26 protein-coding genes, 2 pseudogenes and 1 riboswitch are annotated in these 21,390 nt (G+C 35.4%); of the genes and pseudogenes, 7 read left to right on the top strand and 21 right to left on the bottom strand.

Translation table 11 applies throughout. The annotated features are described in order from the left end of the window. Positions 1-116: 116 nt before the first annotated feature. Positions 117-249: riboswitch (FMN riboswitch) on the bottom strand. A gap of 108 nt (positions 250-357) precedes the next feature. Continuing rightward, positions 358-912, bottom strand: a complete 555-nt coding sequence (locus tag IV88_RS05625) for a TMEM175 family protein (RefSeq protein ID WP_057799638.1) — start codon at positions 910-912, stop codon at positions 358-360. Positions 913-1,221: 309 nt separating this feature from the next. On the opposite strand from IV88_RS05625, the gene IV88_RS09540 reads away from it, so the two are divergent. After that, positions 1,222-1,317: a putative holin-like toxin gene (locus IV88_RS09540; RefSeq protein WP_162258641.1), complete on the top strand. Its 96-nt coding sequence runs from the start codon at positions 1,222-1,224 to the stop codon at positions 1,315-1,317. A 158-nt stretch (positions 1,318-1,475) separates the two neighbouring features. Here IV88_RS09540 and IV88_RS05630 read toward each other — a convergent pair whose 3' ends face one another. The 3 genes from IV88_RS05630 to IV88_RS05640 all read right to left on the bottom strand — a co-directional run bounded on the left by IV88_RS05630 (position 1,476) and on the right by IV88_RS05640 (position 3,762). Beyond that, positions 1,476-1,718: a Txe/YoeB family addiction module toxin gene (locus IV88_RS05630; protein ID WP_057799640.1), complete on the bottom strand. Its 243-nt coding sequence runs from the start codon at positions 1,716-1,718 to the stop codon at positions 1,476-1,478. Next, positions 1,715-1,972, bottom strand: a complete 258-nt coding sequence (locus tag IV88_RS05635) for a type II toxin-antitoxin system Phd/YefM family antitoxin (protein ID WP_057799642.1) — start codon at positions 1,970-1,972, stop codon at positions 1,715-1,717. Before IV88_RS05635 ends, IV88_RS05630 begins: the two co-directional genes overlap by 4 nt. A gap of 98 nt (positions 1,973-2,070) precedes the next feature. Continuing rightward, complete coding sequence (locus IV88_RS05640) at positions 2,071-3,762, bottom strand: DHA2 family efflux MFS transporter permease subunit (protein WP_057799644.1); 1,692 nt, start codon at positions 3,760-3,762, stop codon at positions 2,071-2,073. Between the two features lie 92 nt (positions 3,763-3,854). Between IV88_RS05640 and IV88_RS05645 the strand changes: the two genes are divergently transcribed. Beyond that, complete coding sequence (locus IV88_RS05645) at positions 3,855-4,382, top strand: TetR/AcrR family transcriptional regulator (protein ID WP_057799646.1); 528 nt, start codon at positions 3,855-3,857, stop codon at positions 4,380-4,382. Between the two features lie 53 nt (positions 4,383-4,435). On the opposite strand, the gene IV88_RS05650 is transcribed toward IV88_RS05645, so the two are convergent. Further along, entirely contained in the window at positions 4,436-5,191 is a 756-nt protein-coding gene (locus IV88_RS05650) for an SDR family NAD(P)-dependent oxidoreductase (protein ID WP_057799648.1), read from the bottom strand. 93 nt (positions 5,192-5,284) lie between these two features. Between IV88_RS05650 and IV88_RS05655 the strand changes: the two genes are divergently transcribed. Beyond that, positions 5,285-5,665 (top strand): MerR family transcriptional regulator, encoded by a 381-nt coding sequence (locus tag IV88_RS05655; RefSeq protein ID WP_057799650.1) that lies wholly within the window; start codon positions 5,285-5,287, stop codon positions 5,663-5,665. A gap of 184 nt (positions 5,666-5,849) precedes the next feature. After that, entirely contained in the window at positions 5,850-5,927 is a 78-nt protein-coding gene (locus IV88_RS09235; RefSeq protein ID WP_147165260.1) for a putative holin-like toxin, read from the top strand. Positions 5,928-6,051: 124 nt separating this feature from the next. Here IV88_RS09235 and IV88_RS05660 read toward each other — a convergent pair whose 3' ends face one another. The 3 genes from IV88_RS05660 to IV88_RS05670 form a co-directional block, all read right to left on the bottom strand. Further along, positions 6,052-6,942 (bottom strand): metal ABC transporter solute-binding protein, Zn/Mn family, encoded by an 891-nt coding sequence (locus IV88_RS05660; protein ID WP_371862097.1) that lies wholly within the window; start codon positions 6,940-6,942, stop codon positions 6,052-6,054. Positions 6,943-7,134: 192 nt separating this feature from the next. Then, positions 7,135-7,794, bottom strand: a complete 660-nt coding sequence (locus tag IV88_RS05665; protein WP_057799654.1) for an endonuclease III domain-containing protein — start codon at positions 7,792-7,794, stop codon at positions 7,135-7,137. A gap of 130 nt (positions 7,795-7,924) precedes the next feature. Further along, positions 7,925-8,578: a DUF998 domain-containing protein gene (locus tag IV88_RS05670; RefSeq protein WP_057799656.1), complete on the bottom strand. Its 654-nt coding sequence runs from the start codon at positions 8,576-8,578 to the stop codon at positions 7,925-7,927. Positions 8,579-8,692: 114 nt separating this feature from the next. Here IV88_RS05670 and IV88_RS05675 point away from each other — a divergent pair, with 114 nt between their 5' ends. Next, complete coding sequence (locus IV88_RS05675; RefSeq protein WP_057799657.1) at positions 8,693-9,178, top strand: MarR family winged helix-turn-helix transcriptional regulator; 486 nt, start codon at positions 8,693-8,695, stop codon at positions 9,176-9,178. A gap of 85 nt (positions 9,179-9,263) precedes the next feature. Here the strand turns inward: IV88_RS05675 and IV88_RS05680 are convergent, their stop codons facing one another. From IV88_RS05680 to IV88_RS05690, 3 genes are all read right to left on the bottom strand, one after another. Beyond that, positions 9,264-9,929: a hypothetical protein gene (locus IV88_RS05680; protein ID WP_057799659.1), complete on the bottom strand. Its 666-nt coding sequence runs from the start codon at positions 9,927-9,929 to the stop codon at positions 9,264-9,266. A 130-nt stretch (positions 9,930-10,059) separates the two neighbouring features. Beyond that, positions 10,060-10,587, bottom strand: coding sequence for an LbetaH domain-containing protein (locus tag IV88_RS05685; protein WP_057799661.1), 528 nt, complete (start codon positions 10,585-10,587; stop codon positions 10,060-10,062). Next, entirely contained in the window at positions 10,580-11,500 is a 921-nt protein-coding gene (locus IV88_RS05690) for an MDR/zinc-dependent alcohol dehydrogenase-like family protein (protein WP_057799662.1), read from the bottom strand. The genes IV88_RS05685 and IV88_RS05690 overlap by 8 nt, the downstream gene beginning before the upstream one ends. 156 nt (positions 11,501-11,656) lie before the next feature. Here IV88_RS05690 and IV88_RS05695 point away from each other — a divergent pair, with 156 nt between their 5' ends. Then, positions 11,657-12,244 carry a TetR/AcrR family transcriptional regulator gene (locus IV88_RS05695; protein WP_057799664.1) on the top strand — a complete coding sequence of 196 codons (588 nt, stop codon included), beginning with the start codon at positions 11,657-11,659 and terminating at the stop codon, positions 12,242-12,244. Positions 12,245-12,736: 492 nt separating this feature from the next. Here IV88_RS05695 and IV88_RS05700 read toward each other — a convergent pair whose 3' ends face one another. The 4 genes from IV88_RS05700 to IV88_RS05715 all read right to left on the bottom strand — a co-directional run bounded on the left by IV88_RS05700 (position 12,737) and on the right by IV88_RS05715 (position 16,280). Beyond that, positions 12,737-13,600 (bottom strand): GRP family sugar transporter, encoded by an 864-nt coding sequence (locus IV88_RS05700; protein WP_057799666.1) that lies wholly within the window; start codon positions 13,598-13,600, stop codon positions 12,737-12,739. Between the two features lie 23 nt (positions 13,601-13,623). Next, the gene (locus tag IV88_RS05705; protein ID WP_147165254.1) at positions 13,624-14,409 is read right to left on the bottom strand and encodes a glucose-1-dehydrogenase; all 786 of its coding nucleotides are present in this window, start codon (positions 14,407-14,409) and stop codon (positions 13,624-13,626) included. Between the two features lie 227 nt (positions 14,410-14,636). Next, a complete protein-coding gene (locus tag IV88_RS05710) occupies positions 14,637-15,287 on the bottom strand; it encodes a nitroreductase (protein ID WP_057799668.1) in 651 nt (216 codons plus the stop codon). A gap of 57 nt (positions 15,288-15,344) precedes the next feature. After that, positions 15,345-16,280, bottom strand: a complete 936-nt coding sequence (locus IV88_RS05715) for an NADP-dependent oxidoreductase (protein ID WP_057799670.1) — start codon at positions 16,278-16,280, stop codon at positions 15,345-15,347. A 138-nt stretch (positions 16,281-16,418) separates the two neighbouring features. On the opposite strand from IV88_RS05715, the gene IV88_RS05720 reads away from it, so the two are divergent. Beyond that, positions 16,419-16,928, top strand: coding sequence for a TetR/AcrR family transcriptional regulator (locus IV88_RS05720; RefSeq protein WP_057799672.1), 510 nt, complete (start codon positions 16,419-16,421; stop codon positions 16,926-16,928). 279 nt (positions 16,929-17,207) lie between these two features. Here the strand turns inward: IV88_RS05720 and gpmA are convergent. The 6 genes and pseudogenes from gpmA to IV88_RS05745 form a co-directional block, all read right to left on the bottom strand. Next, a pseudogene (gpmA, locus tag IV88_RS09575) lies at positions 17,208-17,282 on the bottom strand (2,3-diphosphoglycerate-dependent phosphoglycerate mutase); the annotation flags it as partial. 16 nt (positions 17,283-17,298) lie between these two features. Continuing rightward, a complete protein-coding gene (locus IV88_RS05725; RefSeq protein ID WP_057799674.1) occupies positions 17,299-17,610 on the bottom strand; it encodes a carboxymuconolactone decarboxylase family protein in 312 nt (103 codons plus the stop codon). Then, positions 17,610-18,077, bottom strand: a pseudogene (locus IV88_RS05730) (cupin domain-containing protein). Before IV88_RS05730 ends, IV88_RS05725 begins: the two are co-directional and overlap by 1 nt. Then, on the bottom strand, positions 18,043-18,786 hold the full coding sequence (locus IV88_RS05735) for an SDR family oxidoreductase (protein ID WP_057799676.1): 744 nt from the start codon (positions 18,784-18,786) through the stop codon (positions 18,043-18,045). Before IV88_RS05735 ends, IV88_RS05730 begins: the two are co-directional and overlap by 35 nt. Positions 18,787-18,877: 91 nt before the next feature. After that, the gene (locus IV88_RS05740; RefSeq protein ID WP_057799678.1) at positions 18,878-19,762 is read right to left on the bottom strand and encodes a LysR family transcriptional regulator; all 885 of its coding nucleotides are present in this window, start codon (positions 19,760-19,762) and stop codon (positions 18,878-18,880) included. A 402-nt stretch (positions 19,763-20,164) separates the two neighbouring features. Beyond that, the coding region (locus IV88_RS05745) for an MFS transporter (protein WP_157059328.1) at positions 20,165-21,390 on the bottom strand (1,226 nt) is incomplete at its 5' end.

The raw sequence follows: 21,390 nt of genomic DNA on the forward strand, positions 1-21,390 counted from the left end.
CCGCAATGAATTAATCATTACGGGGTAAGGTTATTTGAATATCCAAATAGACCACATACGAAGCTGATGAGTTAAAGACAAAAAGTCTCTACGCATGCATAAACGTATAGGTTCTACTTTTTCTTCTCCCATCCAGACTTTACTGTCGGTCCCAGACTCACACTGGGTCAACCGCTATGAAGCGGGTCACGGACTTCAACTTTCGTTGTTACCGTCGGTCGGGAATTGCACCCTGCCCCGAAGAAATCATATTTAGTTTTCACAGCTAGAGTACACTAGTGTTGGAAATTTTGTCAAATTAGTTTTTGAGTTGATTAAAAATTAGCAAAAAAATAAACTTGCCAAGACATTGAAACCTCAAACAAAATTAAGTCTAAACGCTGCTCTAAAAACCGTGATAATGCCAAGTAAAAGTGCAACATATGGTAAAAACAATGATAATACCAAACCAATCAACCACAAATAACTCAACCGCCAGATATCATGCCAAGGGAATTTAGGCTGAATTGTACTTTCAGGAACTAACTTTGTCTGCCATGATAAAAGGGAAATTAAGAAAGCCCATCCAATTCCAACCAGACAGAATAACACTTGAGGTATAACACTTCTTGGATATTCAGCAACCCAAGCAGTTGCAACCTGCAACATAGAGAGCCAGAACAGCAAAATCATATTAATCCAAAAAACACTGTAGCTGACTACCTTAACGTGCTTAAATATTTCATGATGTCCCATCCACAAGTTCACTAAACTGAAAAAACTAATAGTGAAAGCTATCATTGGTATAAATGATTTTGTTAGCGCATGAAAAGAATCTCCAATTGGAATATGAACTTCCAAAATCATGATCGTCATAATTATGGCCAAAATTGCATCGGTTAATGCTTCTACGCGTTGTTTGTTAAATACCATATATGTACTCCTATCTTAAATAGAAAATGGATTTTTTACATCTATAAATATTGTAAAGCTTCATGCATTGGAACCTCTTTCATAGTGGCAACCTCCGAGACTTCTATATGTTCATATTATATATTTTTATTGGATTGTTTGTGAAACTCTGTTTTGCTTATTTTATGTCAATGGTATTTCCACTACTACTATTGGTATACTAATCTAATAGAGAAGTTGAGGCGGTGGCTGTTCTTCGAAAGAGGGTGATGCTTATGGTGTAAAAACTGTTTGCAAGCATTCTAGGAAAGGAATAGTCGAGTGTCCATTGTGGACGCTCTAGAATTGATGATAGCATTTGCCACGTTCGTGGTTTTATTGCTGGAATTAATTCTTGAGTTGATTTTTAAATCAACAAAAAAATAACCGCCTTAGCTGTGGCAAGCTAGCGGTTATCATCGTTATAGTATAGTCACCGTCTTTAACGGCTCTATTGGGAAGTCATGTTACAGCATGGCTTCTTTTTCATTTATAATTATAGCACAGTACTTTAAAAGGTACATTCATTCATAATGTGACCACGTTTAATAAATAATCACTTCACGTTTATCTTTATCAACAGAATACACCACTCTATGTTGTGAATTTAATCTTCTGGAATATAGTCCACTTGTTGGTGGTACTAGTCGTTCTACTGATTGTGATTTTTCAAATGGATCTCTCTTTAAAGTATCCACTACTTCTTGAAAATTTGAACGTAGATTGCTCTGTTTAAGCTTACGAAGGTCTTCTTTAGCTGAATTTTTAATTCTGACTGAATAACTCATAAGCTATCCCAATCAATATCATCTACATTTGTTGTTCCACTATCATCTCGACGTCGATCTTCTACTTTATTTAACGTTCCTGTATCGTAAAGGTATATGGTTTCCATAATAGAATCGTAGTCATTTTCATCCATTAGCACATACCCTTTTTTCTGGTCTCGTGGTACAAGCTTAACTGGCGCTTTCTGTTTATCTATCTCTTGCATAATTTTAAACATATCTTTTCTAAAATTAGTTGGATTATAACTATCCACGGAAAACACTCCCTTCTATACATGTACATAATACAGTACAGATAGCAATAAAGCACGTGATTCGCCTGCATAGAAAGTCCTTTAGTTTCAAAGTTGTCTTATGCTTTCCTTTTTTTGGACTTAAACAAAAATGCAATTCCAATCGCCAAAACTGCAAATGGTAAAGTCAGTTGATAAGGTCTAATAAAGGCTTTTTGAATATTGTTTTGTACGTCTGATTTAATCTTATCCGAAGTACTTTTCACTTCTGATTCAGTTTGATTAACTTTTTTAATGACTTCTTTTTGAACTGCACCATAAATAGCAGCTTTAGATTGTTTGGGTAGATTAGGTTTAGACTTTCGAATAACTTCTTGGTACTTAGCGTCAGTAATCTGCTTGATTTGCTCTTTATTAAGAGGCTTATTAGCCTTTGGTTTAGCTGAATCTCCCTTTGAAATCTGATCGTTAACTGAATATGTAATTTTTGCTTTGGTACTTTCGTCAACTTTCATTGCTGAAATCAATTCATGTGCATCCGACTTTGATTGATTCTTTGCTGCGACCAAGTTACTTGATAAAGCTGATACAAAAATAGCTACTGCCAACACACTTCCAATTTGACGTAGAACTCCTAACACGCTTTGTGAGGCGGTTAATTTTTCATTTGTAAAATCAGATGCTCCCAAAACCATGATTGGTCCAGCCAGCATTCCAAAACCAGCACCAATCAAAATCAGTGTGACTAGAATTTGCCAATAAATATGTGGATTTGCAATCCAAAAAAAAGCGTAGCCCAATGCCATAAGACTCATTCCAGTTGCTACAATCGCACGTGGACTGAAAATTTCAATTAACTTGCCAGCAATCGGTGCTAGAATAAAAATCATTACAGACGTCGGTGTAATCATAAATGCAGCTGTTAGTTCTGACTTACCGAGTACTTTCGTAAAGAAGGTTGGCATCAATACCATCACAGCTACTAGTAGAACTCCGGTAATCAAAATTCCAATCGCTGCACCATCAAATTGGCGGTCACGGAAAAGGTCTAAACGAATCATCGGAGCACTAACTCTTTGTTCGACTAAAATGAATACGATAAATCCGACTAATGCAATACCAAATAATCCAAGAATTAGAGGACTTTGCCATCCCCAGTCAGTTCCTTTAACAAGTGCCAACGTTAAACTAAACAACGTAATCATAGAAAGAATCATGCCTAACCAATCAATCTTAGTGTTAACCCGTTGCTCACCTTTAAATTTCAGGAGCCATAAACAAAGAACAATATTAATAAGTACTAGCGGTACATTTACTAAAAAGACCCATCGCCAACCTAAAAATTGTGTCACAATGCCACCAATTGTTGGCCCAAGCGCAGACGCTAATCCCTGTGTAATACCTAACGATGCAATAATCATTGAACGTTGCGCCAAGTTAGCGGCCGAGATTCCAATCGTCATACTTGCTGGAAAAATAACTGCTGCCCCAACACTTTGGATTCCTCGCCCAACAATTAGAATTGATGCACTATCAGCTAACCCCGAAGTAATCGAACCAATTCCAAATAAAATTAGTCCTGTTAAATATATTCGATTACGCCCATAAATATCGGCCATTCTTCCAAGCGGAATCGTTAGAACCGCGAAGGTAATCGTATAAATATTGAGGGCCCAGGATAAAGTTTCTAAACTAACTCCCATCCCACTTTGAATTGCTGGTAATGCAATATTCATGACAGTAGTATCTAACATACATAGAAAAATACTAATCCCCATTGCCATAACTGTTAATTTTGCTTTTAAATTCATTTTGCTAACCTCCAAATTTCAATGTTTTTGAGTTTAGCTTGAGTTACAATGAATGAAAACAGTTCGTTAACAAAATGAGAGGTTATGTAAACGTGGCTCAAAATCAACGCTCACTTAATAAATTAAAAGATGTATTCAATATCCTACTAAAAATGCTGAAACAGCAGCCTTTAGATTCCATTTCTATAACTGATTTATGTCAACAAGCCGGTGTCTCACGTACCTACTATTATAAAAACTTTAATTCCAAAGAAGAAATTATCATTCGCGAATTAGCTATTAAAGGAACTGAGTACCTTCGAAGCGCCCTTCGCCAGGATACTAATAACATCATGCTTTTCACAAAATATTTTGAAATTACAAAACGTGATCGTCAGATATGGTTAATTCTAATCGGAGCAAACCAAGAATATCTACTATTTCAACAGTTCAGTGATGTCACGGATTATCTTTTTCATAACCAGTTGATTAACCCCACTCAAACTAATAGCTTCCCTTATTGGAAAAAGATGGTTGCTGGCGCATTGGTAAATGTCGCTATCGAATGGATCAAAGGTGGATGTGTAGAAGAACCTGCGTATATGGGTAAACAATTAGTCGATTATTTAAGAAGCTGGTAATTTTTATATCCAAATAAAAGAACTCATTATTTAAAATGAGTTCTTTTATTTGGTTACCAACCAACAGGACCGTCAGCATTTGAAAATGTAGCTGTCACATCATTATTTTCATCAGTTGCGAGTTCCACCGTACGGCTGACCCCTTCTTCAATTGGTTTAGCGCCCATTGCTTTGGCTTGGTCTGGAGTAGCTCCACCAAATTCGGTTGCGACCATACCTGGGTCAACAGCATTAACAGTAATATTCAAGTTCTTCTTTTGCATTTCTTTAGCTAATTGAACCGTGTACATATTTGCAGCCGCTTTAGCAGATTGATAGCCCACTGCGACTGCTTGATAGACCTGTGATTCAGGGTTTAGCGCTTCTGTCTTAGAACCCATCATACTAGAAATATTAATAATCTTTGCCTGCTTACTTTGTTGTAATAGTGGCATCAATTGTTGCGTCACATCAATTAATCCGAAATAGTTAATTTCAAAGTCCTTGTGTAGACGATCCATTTCAACTACGGATGGTTCCTGACGAAAATCAAAAACTGCTCCAGCATTATTTATTAAAACCGATAAATAACCATATTTGTCCTGGATTGACTTAGCAGCTGATTCCACTGAATTATGATCCGTAACATCTAGTTGAACTAGATCGGCTTTCAGTCCTTCCTGAGCCAACTCATTTACTGTATCCTGCCCCTTTTCCAGGTTACGAGAACCAATAATTACTCGTTGACCTTTTTGTAGGAGTTCTCGACTAATTTCTAACCCCATTCCACGGTTTCCACCGGTTACCAATGTTACGATTTCTTCACTCATTTGATTGCCTTCTTTTTTAAATTTATAGATATCCTAGCATGCTAGTGTTAGACTAGCGCAAGGAAATTGTTAAATTTAAGGAGATATTTTGAAATGTATTCCATAAAAGAAGTAGCAACCAAGTTTAATGTCACATATGATACGCTCCGTTACTATGAAAAGCGCGGCTTACTGACAAATATTGAACGTGATAAAAACGGCCGTCGGATATACTCTGAAGAAAATATCGATGACCTAAACAAACTTATTCATTTACGCCACCTGGGAGCAAGCATTGCTGAAACTGAACAAATTTTAAATTTATTCGGTACACAAGCCAAATCCGTTGAAGCTTATGATGCCGGAATTGAGCTGCTTGATCAGCTTGAAGTCGAAACAAATGCAAAGATTGAAGGACTAAAACAGCAACAGGTATTTTTGCAGAAGAAACGACAGAAATTTGAGCAGGAACGGTCATCTTTAGTAGAAAAATAGTATTAGAATCCACTGATTTTTTATCAGTGGTATTCCAGTAACACATATTGGTATACTAATTTAATAGAGAAGTTAAGGCGGTGGCTGTTCTTTGAAAGAGGTGATGCTTATGGTGTAAAAACTATTTGTATAACATTCTGGGAAAGGAATCGGTCGAGTGTCCATTGTGGACGCTCTAGAGTTAATGCTAGCATTTGCCACGTTTGTGGTTTTGCTATTGGGATTAATTCTTGAGTTGATTAAAAATCAGCAAAAAAAATAACCGCCTTAGCTGTGACGAGCTAGCGATTATTTAAAGTTAGTTAACAGTCACCGTCTTAAACGGCTCTATTGGGAAGCCATGTTACAGCATGGCTTCTTTTTCATTTGTAATTATAACACAAGATTTATTTCTGCAGAATCTTCAACATCCTATCGTATTGATGATCCATCCACTTAATATAAGTCTGACCCTTTGGCAGAGTTTCTGTGACTGGTAAAACTGGAACATCATTATCATTGGCTAGATTAACCAAGTTATCGACAATCTTACTATCTACTTGTTTGTTGTAAACAAAGAAAGCAATTTTATGTCCGTTAATGCTTTGTTGCATTTGTCGGATATCCTTTGGTGATGGATCAACTTCCTTTTCAATACTATTTTCAAATGATGGATTACCCACTTTAAATCCAGTTGATTTCAAAGCATAATCAAAAACTGGTTCACTAACAAAGACCGTCTTATTCTTAGTTTTTGTAGCTAACGATTTTATTTTAGAAAGCTTTTCATCGATTGGTTTCAAGGACTTTATATAATTTTGGGCATTCTTCTGAAAATACTCTTTATCCTTTAGCTTTCTCTTCCCCAAACGTGTTGCTAAATCCTGAGCATAAACTTTCATAGTGTCAGCTCGATACCACAAATGAGGATTAACACCATCTTTCAAATGCAATGAATCGTTCCCAATACGAATGTAATTAGACTTCTTAGATTGGGCAAGTTTGTCCATCCAGCCGTCATATCCCACACCGTTTGCAACAATAATATCCGAGGTAGCAACCTGCTTAGCGACACTAGTTGTTGGTTCATAATCATGCGGGTCAACATTAGGATTATTGATAATGGATTTTACTTGTCCCTTATCCCCAACTACGGCCTTAGCAACTTCACCATAAAAATCAGTGGTTGTCGCAATCTGAATTCCCTTTTGTTTGGCTGTATTGTTACTTTTGGCGCATCCCACTAGCGCAAATACAATCGATAGAAAAAATCCCCACGCTAAAATTCTATGTAATATTCTCAATCTCTTTCTCCTCAAAATTAGATTGTAATCACTTCATTTGATATCCTTTCTTAAATCTAAATAGTAATGATTACTATTTAAAACTATCATACTGAATTTTAAGTGTCAATTTCAATGTACTATTTAAAACAAAAAAATCGTCAAACCGCGTGTACACGCAATTTAACGATTATTATTTCAAGCTAATTACTTAGCTGTTTTAAGACCTTCATTTTCCTCATTTAACTTGTCACAAGCAATAATTAGTTCACTCACTTCATTTTCAGGTGTGAGTTTCATAGAATACTTCCGACCAAACTCAATCATTGTATGATGTGCTTGATATAATTCTTCCGGTTTAATCACACTGACAATCTTCTTTTCAATCTGTAATGTCGAAGCTGATTGATCCACAAAGTGAAGTCGCTTGGAAATTGCAGACACGTGGGTATCTACAGCAAATGTTGGTTGTTCAAAAATGTCACTCAATACCAAATTAGCAGTTTTTCTACCAGCTCCTGGCAATGCCATAATCCCTTTACGATCAGTTGGGATAACATCATTTAACTCCTCATGAACAATTCGTGCAGTTTTAATAATGTTGCGAGCTTTGTTATGAAAAAGACCCACCTGTCGAATTATACCTTCAACTTCTTCTACATCCGCATTCATTAAAGCTTTAGGGTCAGGATACTTTTCAAAAAGAATTGGCGTTACTTTGTTAACTGAAACGTCAGTTGCTTGCGCACTCAAAATCACTGATATCATATATTGAAATGGAGTCCTTGAATCTAGTCCACGTGTAACAGGACCGATTTCATCTTCCATTTTGTGAATTGCCCAGGTAATTTGTTCGTCAGTTAACATGATTAGTCGCTTCTTCCTTTTGAAATTAAGTTTCACACTTTAGAATCACTATAAATAGTGTAACAAATTATTGTCAGTATATAAATATTAGTCTATAGATTACCCACTTTTCTGTTTCAGACAATTAGGCTTACTTTGTTTGACTCATACCAAGATAAATTGCATTAAATAACATTGGGTACACCGCCCCTCTTTCAATCAATCCAATAATAATGATTGGATGAGCATCTGTAGATAGAACTAGCGTTGTAACGTATAGAACTGTGCAAACAAGTCCGGTGATACTTAGATATTTTAAAATGGATCGACTTTTATCTGAAATATCTAATCCAACTTTTTTAGAACTAAGAACCCAGAACAAAACATTTCCAGAGATAAATGCTATAAAAGCACCCATACTGTGATAAGCACCCGTTCCATCAACCAATGCTTCACCGGAACCATGGAACACGCCTACTAAAACTCCGCCAATCGCTAATAGCAATCCTAAAATAATGACAATCCATCGTCTGTAGCCGCTATTTAAGGGCAATATCAAAATTCCACCAAAAAGTACGATTCCAAACACAATAAAGCCGGTATTCATTACCCAACTCAATGGCGAAATCATATACTGACCGAATAATGTCGAAGGACCTCGGACTCCCAAATCGCTAATAAAATTATACGTGTAACTATATGCTGGATGAGACCATGCAGCTGCTGTGATAAACTCTGCTATAAAGAATATTGCTCCACCTAAAATAAGTAATATACGAGCAATCAATTGTTTGTTTTTAATCATTTTAAAATTCCCCTGTCTAAAAGTATTAAATTCACGATATAATCATCAGGTACCTGATAACTATCACATAATAAATTATGTTTTAAAAAAATGCAACCACCGATTGGAGAAATAATGAAAAATACTTCAAACCTACATCTCATCCAACAACTAGATGAATTAGCAAAAATCAGAAAACAACTACGTCAATTAAAAAGCAGCAAATTATCTTTAATTGATCCAAACAGTGGGCAGGGAAAGGCTCTTTCAATCTTAAAATCACAACCTTCTATCACTCAAAGAGACTTAGTAAACGAACTTAATATGCGACCTCAATCGGCTTCTGAAATAATTCAAAAGCTAGATAAAAAAGAAATGATTTACAGGCACAAATCAGAAACTGATAAGCGAATACTGCAAATTGAGCTAACCGAAAAAGGTCAACGTGCTAGCCAACGTCTTAGCTTAAACGAAACTGAACATATGGATGTATTAACTGAAGATGAAAAAGAGGAACTTTCACTAGTTTTGGACAAGTTGATAGACAGTTTTGAAGCAGAAAATACCAAAGCTGGTAAGAACTTCGGGGTTAATTTATTTGGAGAACGAAAAAAGAAATAATGTCGATAAAAAGAGTTGCAATCTTTATAGATCACAACTCTTTTGTAGATAGATTCATTTATCACTACTCTATTTAGTATCCCAACTATACGTTTGTATCAATCAAATCATTTTTGCCATTATAGATATTAAATCTGACTTGGCCATCAATACTATGCGCATTTTTAACGGCTTGTTTTAATTGTTCAGACTTATTAATGCTTTTCAAGCTCGATTTGATCTTTATCTTATAAGTATCGTTGCCAGATTGCTTAACTGAACTAGAAACACCATCATTTTTTAGTGAATTTTGTATTTGAATAGATTTATCGAATAAAGACCATTTCAAAGATCCTTTATTAATAATGAATAGAAGATTATTATTCGAACCACCAGATCTCATATAAATTTTGGATTCTGACTGCTTACTTATTTTTGTTACTACTGGCTGCAATGTATTTCTTATATACTGATCCTCATCATTAGTTTTTAAATTGCTAACAAAATGAGCAACTACACTAGTATCAGTAATATCAACTTGGTACCCATCATTGAACTCAGTCACTTGTGTATTATATCCGTCTAATGCAAAGTGATTCTTAATCTCTTTAATTTTCTTAGGCTTACTTTTAATGCTGAACTTAATAAACTTTTTGGAAGTACTATTACTAGATTCGTCGGCAACTTCCTTCTTGTTCGATTTTGACCCACAGGATGTCATAACTATTAACATACTTAAGATTAGAACCGTAAAACTTAATTTTTTAAACATAGAGGCCTTCTTTGATATTCATACACTACAGCATTGTTAACATGCTGTAATTATAGCATTGCTTAAAAGTTTGCATTAGAACAAATAAAGAAGTCATCGTCTTTTTAAATAAACTCGTGTTATTCATTTATTAAACTTCTGAATTATAACGTTCAATAACCGCATTACAAGCTGCAATTGTAGCATCATGATCTGGCATATCAGTATAAAAAATTGGATCATAATCAGCATCCCGTTTCTTTATCTTATTCACCCCAAAAGCAATACTGTTTGCTGGTACATCTTTTGTAATAATAGCTCCAGTCCCAATTATACTATTATCACCGACTATTACTGGTCCAACAACTTTGGCTCCATCAGCAATAATCACATTTCTACCAATAACAGGGCCACCAAGATTTTCCCACTTAGAGGTTCCTTTGTTATAGGTTTGGTTAGCACCGATAGTTACATTCTGAAAGATAATAACTCCCGACGATATTTTAGATGATGCAATGGTGCATCCCTTACCGTTATGTGCAAATTGAACTGTTGGATCCATTTCGACACTATGAATTTCACAGTTATAGCGTTCCTGTAATAACTCGGCAGCAACAGCGCGTGCATCAGGATCTTCCGAAAAACTATTGAGTTTAAATAATGTTTTAAAATTAGTCATAAATTGTCTCCTCTTTATTTAAAGTAATAAGAACACGCCCTCGACTGTGCGATTCTTTAGCGTAATATTGAGCTTCCTTAACATGGTCAAACGTGAAACTTCGATCTAAGGGGACTATTAATTCCCCATCTGCTACTTGTTGAATAAATTTTCGATAATTATCCGCATCAAATTCCTCATGCACAAACGTTAAATCCATAATTTCAGAATTCTTTGTTATTACAATAGAAGTGATAGGAGAAGTCGGCAATTGTTTTCTCAATTCAAGCAGTAGCTCTGTACTTCCAGCTAAATCAAAGATTAATGATGATCCGTTTAGCTGTGGTAAATTATCAACCTGATAGCTAGCTTTTTTTTGATATTTATTAAAATAAGACTGACTAACAGGTGAAACGATTGGCAAAATTCGTTTTTGGGAATGCTTTAATTGTTGCAATAGAAATAACCCGATCACAGAATTAGCGCCCGTTACAACAATATTATCTGCATCACTATCATTAATAATGTGTGAAAGAAGAAGTGCAGTTCCCGGTCCTGCAGTTAAAGCAGCGGCTTGCTCATCACTTATCGATGATGGTAATGGAAAAATAAATTGTCTTTCTGTAGTCAGAATATATTCACTATAGGATCCCTGCGGATGCATTACTAAAACACGTTGATTAAGTAGCTTGTGATCCTGATTAGCACCTACGCCAACCACTAAACCAACACCACCAATTCCAATCGTTCTGGGCAGATTATCGGCCAATTCAGCAGTTGCATTTGAATTATATTCACGTTTCCAATCAGAAGGAACTACCGGCAGCGTAGTCATTCGAATTAAAATACCATCTGGTGTGACTTCTGGCTTTTTAACTTCCTTCATAACTAAACTCTCAATACCTGAAAAGTTTGTTTGCAAAATTGATTTCATATTTTCTCCTTTTAATTACATCTTGTATCTATAATCGATACTATACGCCTTCTTTTTTAATTTTCAATATTTTATTTACAAAATGTATTTATAATTGATTCTTATAGTAACTTAAAATGCTATAATTACTGTTAACTAAAGTAATGGAGAAGGATTATGGCAGATAAAAAAAGAGCTCCCCGTAAAACAAACGATGAGCTCACTCAAAATATTTTTAAAGCAGCAATTAATATTTTAGAAAATGACGGTTATGAATCTGTAACCTTTAATAACATTGCACACACTGCAAATACTGGCCGTCCAGTGCTTTACCGTCGCTGGAACACCCCTTTCGAACTTCTACTTGATGCTGAAGACTATTTTGATGATACTGAAATTGATACATTTGCTGATATCGACTTTACCGGCAAATCTCTTCGTGAGAATCTTATTACTAGTCTTGCTCATTTTGATAGTTCTAGACAGTTTTTACGTGCCGTATTGATAGAATTAGGAAATGATAATCCAGTTGTCCACAATTACTTTAACGATTTACATCGCCAGCAATTGTACATCATGGAACGCATTATTAGTCAGGCTCAACTCGATGGTGAATTGAAACATACCGTAACAGATACGGTTAAATTATTACCGTTCAATTTATTACTATATCAAGCTATGGTTGATCAAAAAGACGTCTCAGTGGATTTTGTTACTACCTTAGTTGATGAAGCCATTATTCCAGCAATCATGGCGCAGCAGTAGTAATCAATTTTCAAAAATTATATTAAAAGAGCTCTACTCGTGGAGTCCCTTGTAATTAAGTGCTCCCACTGAAATTGCAGAAGTTGATTCTTCTTTTTTATTGTTCAATAAAGTACACCTCCAAGTCTTAGTTTACCCGCTACAATACGTACTAGCTATAGCACTTATGAATGAACTTCCCTTATACTTTTCCTTAATAAAAGACAATTAAAAAAGGCCTTATTTACATAAGACTAATAAAATAATATATATTTGTAAATCATTATGAGTGCAGGTAGGGGCGATAGTGACCCAATTTCAAATTGGTGCCACGTGGTGTCTATTTTAACAATCAATCAGTAAACACAACAAAAAGACCCATAAAATCAGATTCATCAGATTTTATAGGTCTTATTAATGTTCATTTATATTTTAATTCTTAATTACGTTTCTCATGACATATTTTCTTGCTATTAGTGCAAAAATATACCCAGTTTATCTCAAATCTTTTTGTTAGTTCATATTGCCAATAAGTACTCCACCAACAACTACTAACACAAGTCCAGCAATTGTCCATATTATGCCTGCTTTAGAACGTTTCTCATGTAAAATCAAAATTCCACCAATCGTGCCAATCACAACATTCATCTGTGAAAGTGTGAACCCAGTTGCGATTCCATTTAACTGAGCAGACATCAAATAAGTTAGTGCAGCAATCGAGAAAATGGCTCCATCGATAAGACCAATCCAAGTAACTTTTTCAGTAAACACTTTTCGTTTTCCAGTAGATAAGACAAGAATCAGAGCCATTAGTGCCATGCCTAACCCTTGTGGCATAAATCCCTGTAGACCCGACACTTTTGCCATTCTTGGAAATGCAGAGTAACCAATATAACCAACCGTAGATATTAAAAAGATAACGATGGTGGGTCCGATTGCATTCTTTGTTTTAGAATTACTTTGTTCCCCATCAATAGTCGTTAATACAATCCCAATAATAATCACTACAAGTGCAATTATTCCAATTAATAATTCATTACCCTTTGACCATTCGTCAAAAGCTAAAATTCCTAACAGTGAAGTCCCAACTAACTGTAGTCCAGTGGAAATTGGCATAGCCTGCGAAACTCCAATTCGTTTAAACGCTGTATACTGTAAAAATTGCCCAATTGTCCAAGCTGCCCCTGAAAGAGCACTGAGCAAAAATTGCCCTGTAGTTACAGCTGGTTGCATAATCAACCACACAATTAAAGACACGATAAATGTACCAAAAGTAGTTCCAATAATTTGATTAGTCGTTTTGCCACCAATCTTGGTAACTGCAAGTGGTAGTATTCCCCATGCAATTGCAGGAATAATTCCGATAAGTATATTCATTTCTTTATTTCCTCATTTAATAACTAGCCTTTTCCATTTTGAAATGATGGATAAAGGGTCATACCACCATCAACAAATAACGTTACTCCAGTAACATACTTAGATTGATCAGAAGCTAACCAGGCTGCAGCGGCAGCCACGTCTTCTGGATCTCCAATTTTTTTCATTGGTACCATTTCAAGTGTATCGTTTAGTTGCTGCTTATCAGCAAACTTCTCAGCATTAATTGGTGTATTAATTGCGCCTGGTCCAATTGCATTGACGCGTATTCCTTTGTTTGCATATTCCATTGCAATTGTTTCATTGAACAACTTAACTCCACCCTTAGAAGCAGCATAATGTGCAAATCCTGGCCATGGAATTTGTTCGTGGACTGATGACATGTTAATAATATTTCCAGGTCGATTATTTTTCACAAAATAGTTTAATGCTGTTTTTGAGCCCAAAAAGACTCCAGTAAGATTAACATCAATTACTCGCTGCCAAACTTCTAAGGACATCTCATTGGTTGCTACTCGATTTTCCATTCCAGCGTTGTTAACCCAAATATCGAGCTTGCCATAATTATCCAATGCTGCTTGCAAAAGATCATTTGCACCTTGTTCTTGACTGATATCTGCCTGCACAGCAACTGCTTTACCGCCACTTGTTTGAATTAAATTCACCGCATCATTGGCACCATCTGGGTCAGAATGATAGTTAATAACCACTGACATATGTTCTTCACCAAATCGTTTAGCAATTGATTTACCAATTCCTTTAGAGCCACCTGTGACAACTGCAACTTTATTATTTAAATCTTCATACATAATTAATTTCCTCCTACATTTCCTTTTCAAGGATCTTCAATGAATCTAATGAATTTGCACAATCAACAATTTCTTCTCGTCATTTATAAAGCTCATTACAAACTAAAAAAGCATCTTTTAGGCAATATTGTTTTAAATTAATTCAATCGATGATTGGTTCCGCTTTGTCTTACCTTGCATTTCGAACTTGTCTTAGAAGTTATAAATTGTTGATTTACCGTTTTCTCTTAGTCAACTATATTCAAAATGTCATCAACATTTATGCGATGTGAACGAAACTGATTTAGTACTTTATCAGTTTTTTCATAGCCCAGTGCTACACCAATAGCAATAATTTGGTCACTAGGAATCTTTAAGGCATCTCGAATAATATCGGGATACTTAATCAATTCATAGGAAACTAACGATTGAACACCTCGAGCAGTAGCTGATAACATTAGGGTTTGAGAGAAAGCACCGAGATCATAAATAGACCAACTATTTGGATTTTTGCCAATCGTAAGATACGCAATCGCTGGTGCGTGATAAAGACTTCGACGACTATCCCAATAAGTATCTGAATCAGCAGTAATGATAGGATGAAATGTTCCAACCCAATCCCCCATATTTTGACTTGCAAAAGAAGAAAAATCACCGCGATGGGCCTTTGATAAGTCGGCATCTTCCATGAGATTATTTTTTGAAGCTTCATTAAAGTTATTTTTAATTGTTGATAATGATTCTCCCGTGGCAATCGTTACCTTCCACGGTTGCGAGTTGCCCCATGATGGTGCTGTTTGGGCATCAGCTATAATACTTTTTAAAAGTTCATTTGAAATAGTATCATCTTTAAAAGCACGCGTTGCATGACGTTGATGAATAGTCTCAATTGTATCCATTTTTAAATTTATTTTCTCCAATAAGATTTATCTTTTATCATTAAACAAAAGCGTTGATTAAAGGGTGATAACAAGTTTTCCAGTGACGTGTCTATCACCAACGCGATCTTGTGCATTGTTAACTGATTCTGCACTAAATGGTAATGTCTCAACTTCTTGCTTTACTTCCCCATCTGCAATCAGACCACCTAGTTCTGTCAGCATTTTAGAAGTTCCGTGAGTAAATTGGAAGGCAACGTGTTGTGAACCATTTAATTGTTCAGAAGTTGGTTGTGCAGCAATGGTAATTAATTTACCATCGCTACGTAATGTTGCTAATCCACCTTCAATGTCGCCAACTGTGTCAAACACACCATCTATATCATGAAGTACATCTTTTGGTTGAACATCATGATAATTAATAACTTGATCAACACCTAAATCTTGTAACATTTGAATGTGAGCCGGGCCAGCAGTTGCTGCAACATGTGCTCCTCTTAATTTAGCTACTTGAACTGCAATAGAACCAACTCCACCGGCACCACCTTGTATTAAAATATGTTGCTCAGGTTGAACATCTAAGCTCTCAGTGATTGCTTGATAGGCTGTTAAACCTGCAATAGGTAGTGCAGCGGCTTGAGCAAAAGATAATTTTTCCGGAATCTTAGCCAACTGGCTTGTATCTGTAGCACAATATTCAGCATAGCTACCATTGTTACCGGCATGATCATTACGAAGCTCTCCAAAAACGCGATCGCCAACTTTATATTCAGTAATATTAGATCCCACTTCTACAATTATTCCAGACATATCCCATCCTAATACAAGAGGGAATGACCAATTATCCGGGAAAGGACTATTTAGTGCACCAAGTTTTGCAGCAACATCCATCGGATTAATGCTAAATGCTTTGATATTAATTAATACCTCATCATCATTTGGTTTTGGTTGATCTATTTCTGTTAGTTTAAACTTGCTTTGCTCACCTAGTGAATCTATTGTTATTGCCTTCATATTAATTAAATCTCCTTTTATTTTGTGTTAGTTGTTTATTATTTAATTGTTGAGTATCATAGCATTATAAATCAGACGAGTGTCATCACATTGTATTTTGTGTAGTGACATCCAACAGTTAATGGAGAGTGTAGAAAAATGGCTGATCGCCAAGCAGAAAGAATGACGCGTACAATCCAACAATCCTTTTTAAATCTGTTGAAAAAGTATACATTCAAATCAATAACAACCAGTAAAATAGCAGACGAGGCATTAATTCATAGAACTACATTCTATGCATATTATGAAGATAAGTATGCCTTGCTGGATACGTTGTTAAGTGATCAATTTCAAAGGAAAAATATTAATAATGACGACTTAAACACTCACCCATTTACGACCCTTGCTCAGCTTTGCACCGATGAATTATCTGAAGTTGTTAAATGTCAGCAAGACGATGCATCATTTCAACATGCCATGCTTAAAATGCTCCTTGGTGAAATTAGTAATACGTATTCTAGTTCTGATAGTTTAGTTAATTACATTAGTATTAGTCGAATTAAAGCTGTTGTTCACTGGGTACGTGAGACTAAGCAGCCATATAACATATATTCGGCTGGATCTGTTTTAGATAATTTTATGAGCCAAGCGATTAAGGACTTAGACTGAAAGTCACTAAAACCTAACAGCCACAATTTGCATATACCGCAGAAACAGATATTGATACTTTAAAGACCAATATAATGACTTGCTGAATATTTTATCTATTACTAAGTAATAATTTTATTTTTCTAGTGCAAGTAGGGTCGATAGTGACCCAATCTCAAATCATTGCCACGTGGTGCCACTATTTTTAGCGACTTTTTAGTGACCAATCAGTGACCGAAACTAAAAAAAGAGCCCCAATCCATAAGGATTGGAGCTCTTTCCACTTAATATAATCGTTGATTAGTTAAGCTTTGTCTTACCTTGTACTTCAAGTTTGTCGTTGAAGTCGTAGACTACTGGTTCACCAGTTGACATTTTATAACTGACTTGACTATTCATATATTTCTTTAGCTAAATCAAAGGCTGACCATGTCTTGGGCCAGCCGGCATAGAAGGATAATTGTGTAATTAGTTCGATCATTTCTTCTTTACTGACGCCATTATCTCTTGCAATCTTCATATGAGCTTTTAGCTGTGGAACACCTTGTGTTAATAAACTTGAAACTGTAATTAGACTACGATCATGTAAAGACATTTTATCTTCACGAGACCATACCTCACCAAATAAAACATCGTCATTTAACTCTGCAAATTTTGGAGCAAAATCTCCCAAGTTATTACGTCCGGCAGTTTGTTTCTTCATTATTTTCCCTCCAAATCATCATAATATTCATTATCAACAGGTTCTAGCCATTCCGGTATTCCGGCAGTAATTGCGATATGAGAGAATCAACTGTTCTTCGTCGCACCATGCCAATGTTTAATACCATCATGAGTTACAATCACATTTCCCTTTACGAGTCGTTGAGCAGGTTTGCCGTCCTCTTGATACCATCCTTCTCCACCAGTGACTAGTAAGATTTGATAACCACTGTGATGAATATGCCAATTATTACGGCATCCTGGTTCAAATATTACATTGCTCACCGTAACATCAATATTCCGATCGCTTACCAATGAATTAAGGTAGCTTTGTCCAACAAAAAACTGAGCATAATCGATATTAGGATTACCCTTTGGAAAAATAATACCATCTTTAACTTCTGAATTACTCACATTAATTCCTCCTCGTATACTATACTTGTCTAGTTGGATATATAGTAAATTCATTTACGTTAATATCCTCTGGTTGGTCAATGGCAAATTTAACCACGTTTGCCACTGAATCAGGAGTGATTCCAACATTTTCATACAATTTACTCATATTATTTAGAGCACTGCTGTCAGTTATAGTATTTAAAAGTTCTGTTTTAATGGCAGCTGGATACAAAGTAGCAGTACGAATATTAGTTTTTTCTTGAGCGCTTTCCATTCTAATGACTTCCATTAAATTTCTAATCGCAAATTTAGTGGCACCATATACCCCAGCACCTGGAAAGCTTTTAATGCCAGCTACTGATGAAGTTGTTATAATCTGGCCGTGTCTTTGATTAGTAAAGTATGGCATCACAGCAGCTATCCCGTTTAAAACACCCATTAAATTTATATCAATCATTTCTTTCCATTCCTGGGTATGAAGAGCACTTATTGGAGATGTTGGCATAATTCCTGCATTATTAAAGATAACGTCTACTCCATTAAATTCCTTAATAGCATATTCAACTAAATCATTAACTTGATTCGAATTTTTAACATCAGTAACTTTATATACGGCGCTTCCACCAGATTCATTAATATCTGTCACTATTTTTTCAAGTTTTTCATTTCTTCTAGCACCTAAAACAACTTTAGCACCGCTTGCTGCCAATAATTTAGCTGTCGCCTCACCTATTCCTGATGATGCTCCAGTTATTACGACAACTTTGTTTTCTACCGTCATGTATATACCTCCAAAAAAAATAGCAATATTACCTTGTGCAGATAATATTACTATCGATTTTTTATATTACTAATGCCTATATTTTTTAAAGCTATGCCTTTGCAGCATGCCTAAACACATCTATAAATTTTGAGACGGTAGGTGTTAAGGTTCGTCCATCTTTCCACGCTAAAATACAATTAGTTTTCAACTCCGGATATAACGGTACAAACTTGTAGTTACCGTTACCAAATGCACTAGTGGCCCCTTCAATCGTTAACGCATTGATAAATCCAGATTCAACCAATGCCATCATGTTAAAGCTTAGATTCATAGTACCCATTATATGTAAATCATCGAGTGACCTACGGGCCCATTTGCTAAGCATATTTTTGACCTCATCCCGACTTCCTACAGCTAAGTTCATTTCACTTAAATCGCTAGCCTGAATAAAATCTTTCTTTGCTAATGTACTGTGCATTGGGACTGTAAATCCCCAACGCTCTGTTTGCGGTAATAAAACCTTTTTATATCTTTGTGTTTTTACCGGTTCAAGCAAAATTGCGACATCTATTAATCCAGCATCCAGTTTAGTTTTAATATCCTCACTATTGCCGTCGAATAAATCAAATGTGACTTTTGGATACGTTTGTACAAATTGTTTCAATATAGATACTAATAATTTAGTACTATTAGCCTCAATTGAACCAATTCTAATATTCCCACTAAATAGCTGCTTGCTTTGTGCAGAAAATTCCTGATCTAATGCATCATTTAAATCAATAATTTCTTTAGCTCTACTTTTAAGGAAAATACCAGCTTCTGTCAGTTTAATAGTATTTTTATTTCTGGTAAACAGAGTCGTATCAAGTTGTTGCTCTAATTCCCTTATCTGTCGACTCAAGGTAGGTTGCGTTATATGAAGTATTGTAGCTGCTCGGGAAATGTTTTCTTCATTAGCAGTTACTAAAAAGTACTTTAAAAGTCTTAATTCCATGTATTCACCAATCTGATAATTTTTTAAATGGAAGCCTCTATTAATATCCATATAACTTTAATTGTATCATTTTGAAAAAATAGGAATGATATGTTAAATCACTAGATGTTTTCAGCATGCCAATCAAACCTATAAACAAATCAAGATATTGCTGATTTACATATCGATAAAATTGTAGAATTCAGTATTCATAATTTATTAACTAGTCTTAGATTATAATAAGTGCAATTAGGGTCGATAGTGACCCAATTTCAAATCAGTGCCACGTGGTGCCACTATTTTTAGCTACTTTTTAAGTGACTAAAACAAAAAAAGAGCTCCAATCCTAATGGATTGGGGCTCTTCTCACTTAATGTAATCGTTGATTAGTTAAGCTTTATTTTACCTTAAAATTTAAAAACATTATTTAACACCAAAACCTTTAGCATTTCGACGCAAAGCAATCAATAATGCAATAACAAGTAGTACAGTAGTCACTATAAATGCAACGTGCATTCCATCAACAAACCAATCAGGGTGTTTGATGGGAATAGTATTAACTCTGTGGCCTGCTTTAGCACTCATTGTTGTATATAGCGATATATTTGCAAAAACAACGCCCAAAACTTGGCCTAAATTAGTTAGTAAAGATTGAACTGCCCCAGCTACACCTGCCTGTTCGCCAGAAACGTTTGCCATAATTAAAGTTGTATTATTTGAAACGAAAAATGCTGTACCAATGCCGTTAATAGTTGTCGCCAATAACATTAACCAAACGGATGTTGTAAGACCAAACGTCGTATACATTAATTGGGATAAAATTAATAAAATTGCCCCAACTATAGTAATTAAATTACGATTAACTTTATCACCTAAAGCACCTCCAATGGGTGCAAAGATAGCCATAACAACAGGAAAGGCGATCATCATAAGACCTGCCACACCAACCGACCAATTTAGTATATCCTGTAGGTAAAAGGGAAATACAATGTCAAAGAATGAATTTGCAATCATTACCATAACACCTGCAACTAAACTAATCGTGAAACTTATATTTTTAAATAGGCCAAAATCAAGTATTGGTGCGGTATGCCTTCTCTCCCAATACCAGAAAGCAATTGCTAAAATCACAATTACTAAAATACCAAGTAACATTATTGGTGAACCAAATCCACTATTCTGACCAATTTCTAAGTAACTAATAAATCCAGCAACTATAACGAATAACAAAATCGATCCAGTCCAGTCAAAGCCTTTGGCCATTTTACCAACTTTTTCTTTAGGTAAAAAGAAGTAACTCATTATAATTGCTACAATACCAATTGGAATATTAATCATAAAAATAGAATTCCAATAGAAATATTGCAACAATAATCCACCTAAGGCTGGACCAGCAATAAATCCTGCAGAAATAAACATTGTGTTGAATCCCATAGCTCGTCCACGATTCTTATCAGGAAAAATTTGTGATATCAATCCAAAGCTGTTTGATAATGTTGCTGCTGCACCAATAGCTTGAATCACTCTTGCCACCATCAACACATTGAAGTTGGTGAATATACTGGCAATTAATGAGCCTATCGTAAATACATACATTCCTATTTTAAATAAAAAGCTTTTACCTGCGCTCGGCCCTGTCAAGTTGACAT

The organism is Pediococcus argentinicus, from assembly GCF_001437605.1.
GTDB classification, from domain to species: Bacteria; Bacillota; Bacilli; order Lactobacillales; family Lactobacillaceae; genus Pediococcus; species Pediococcus argentinicus.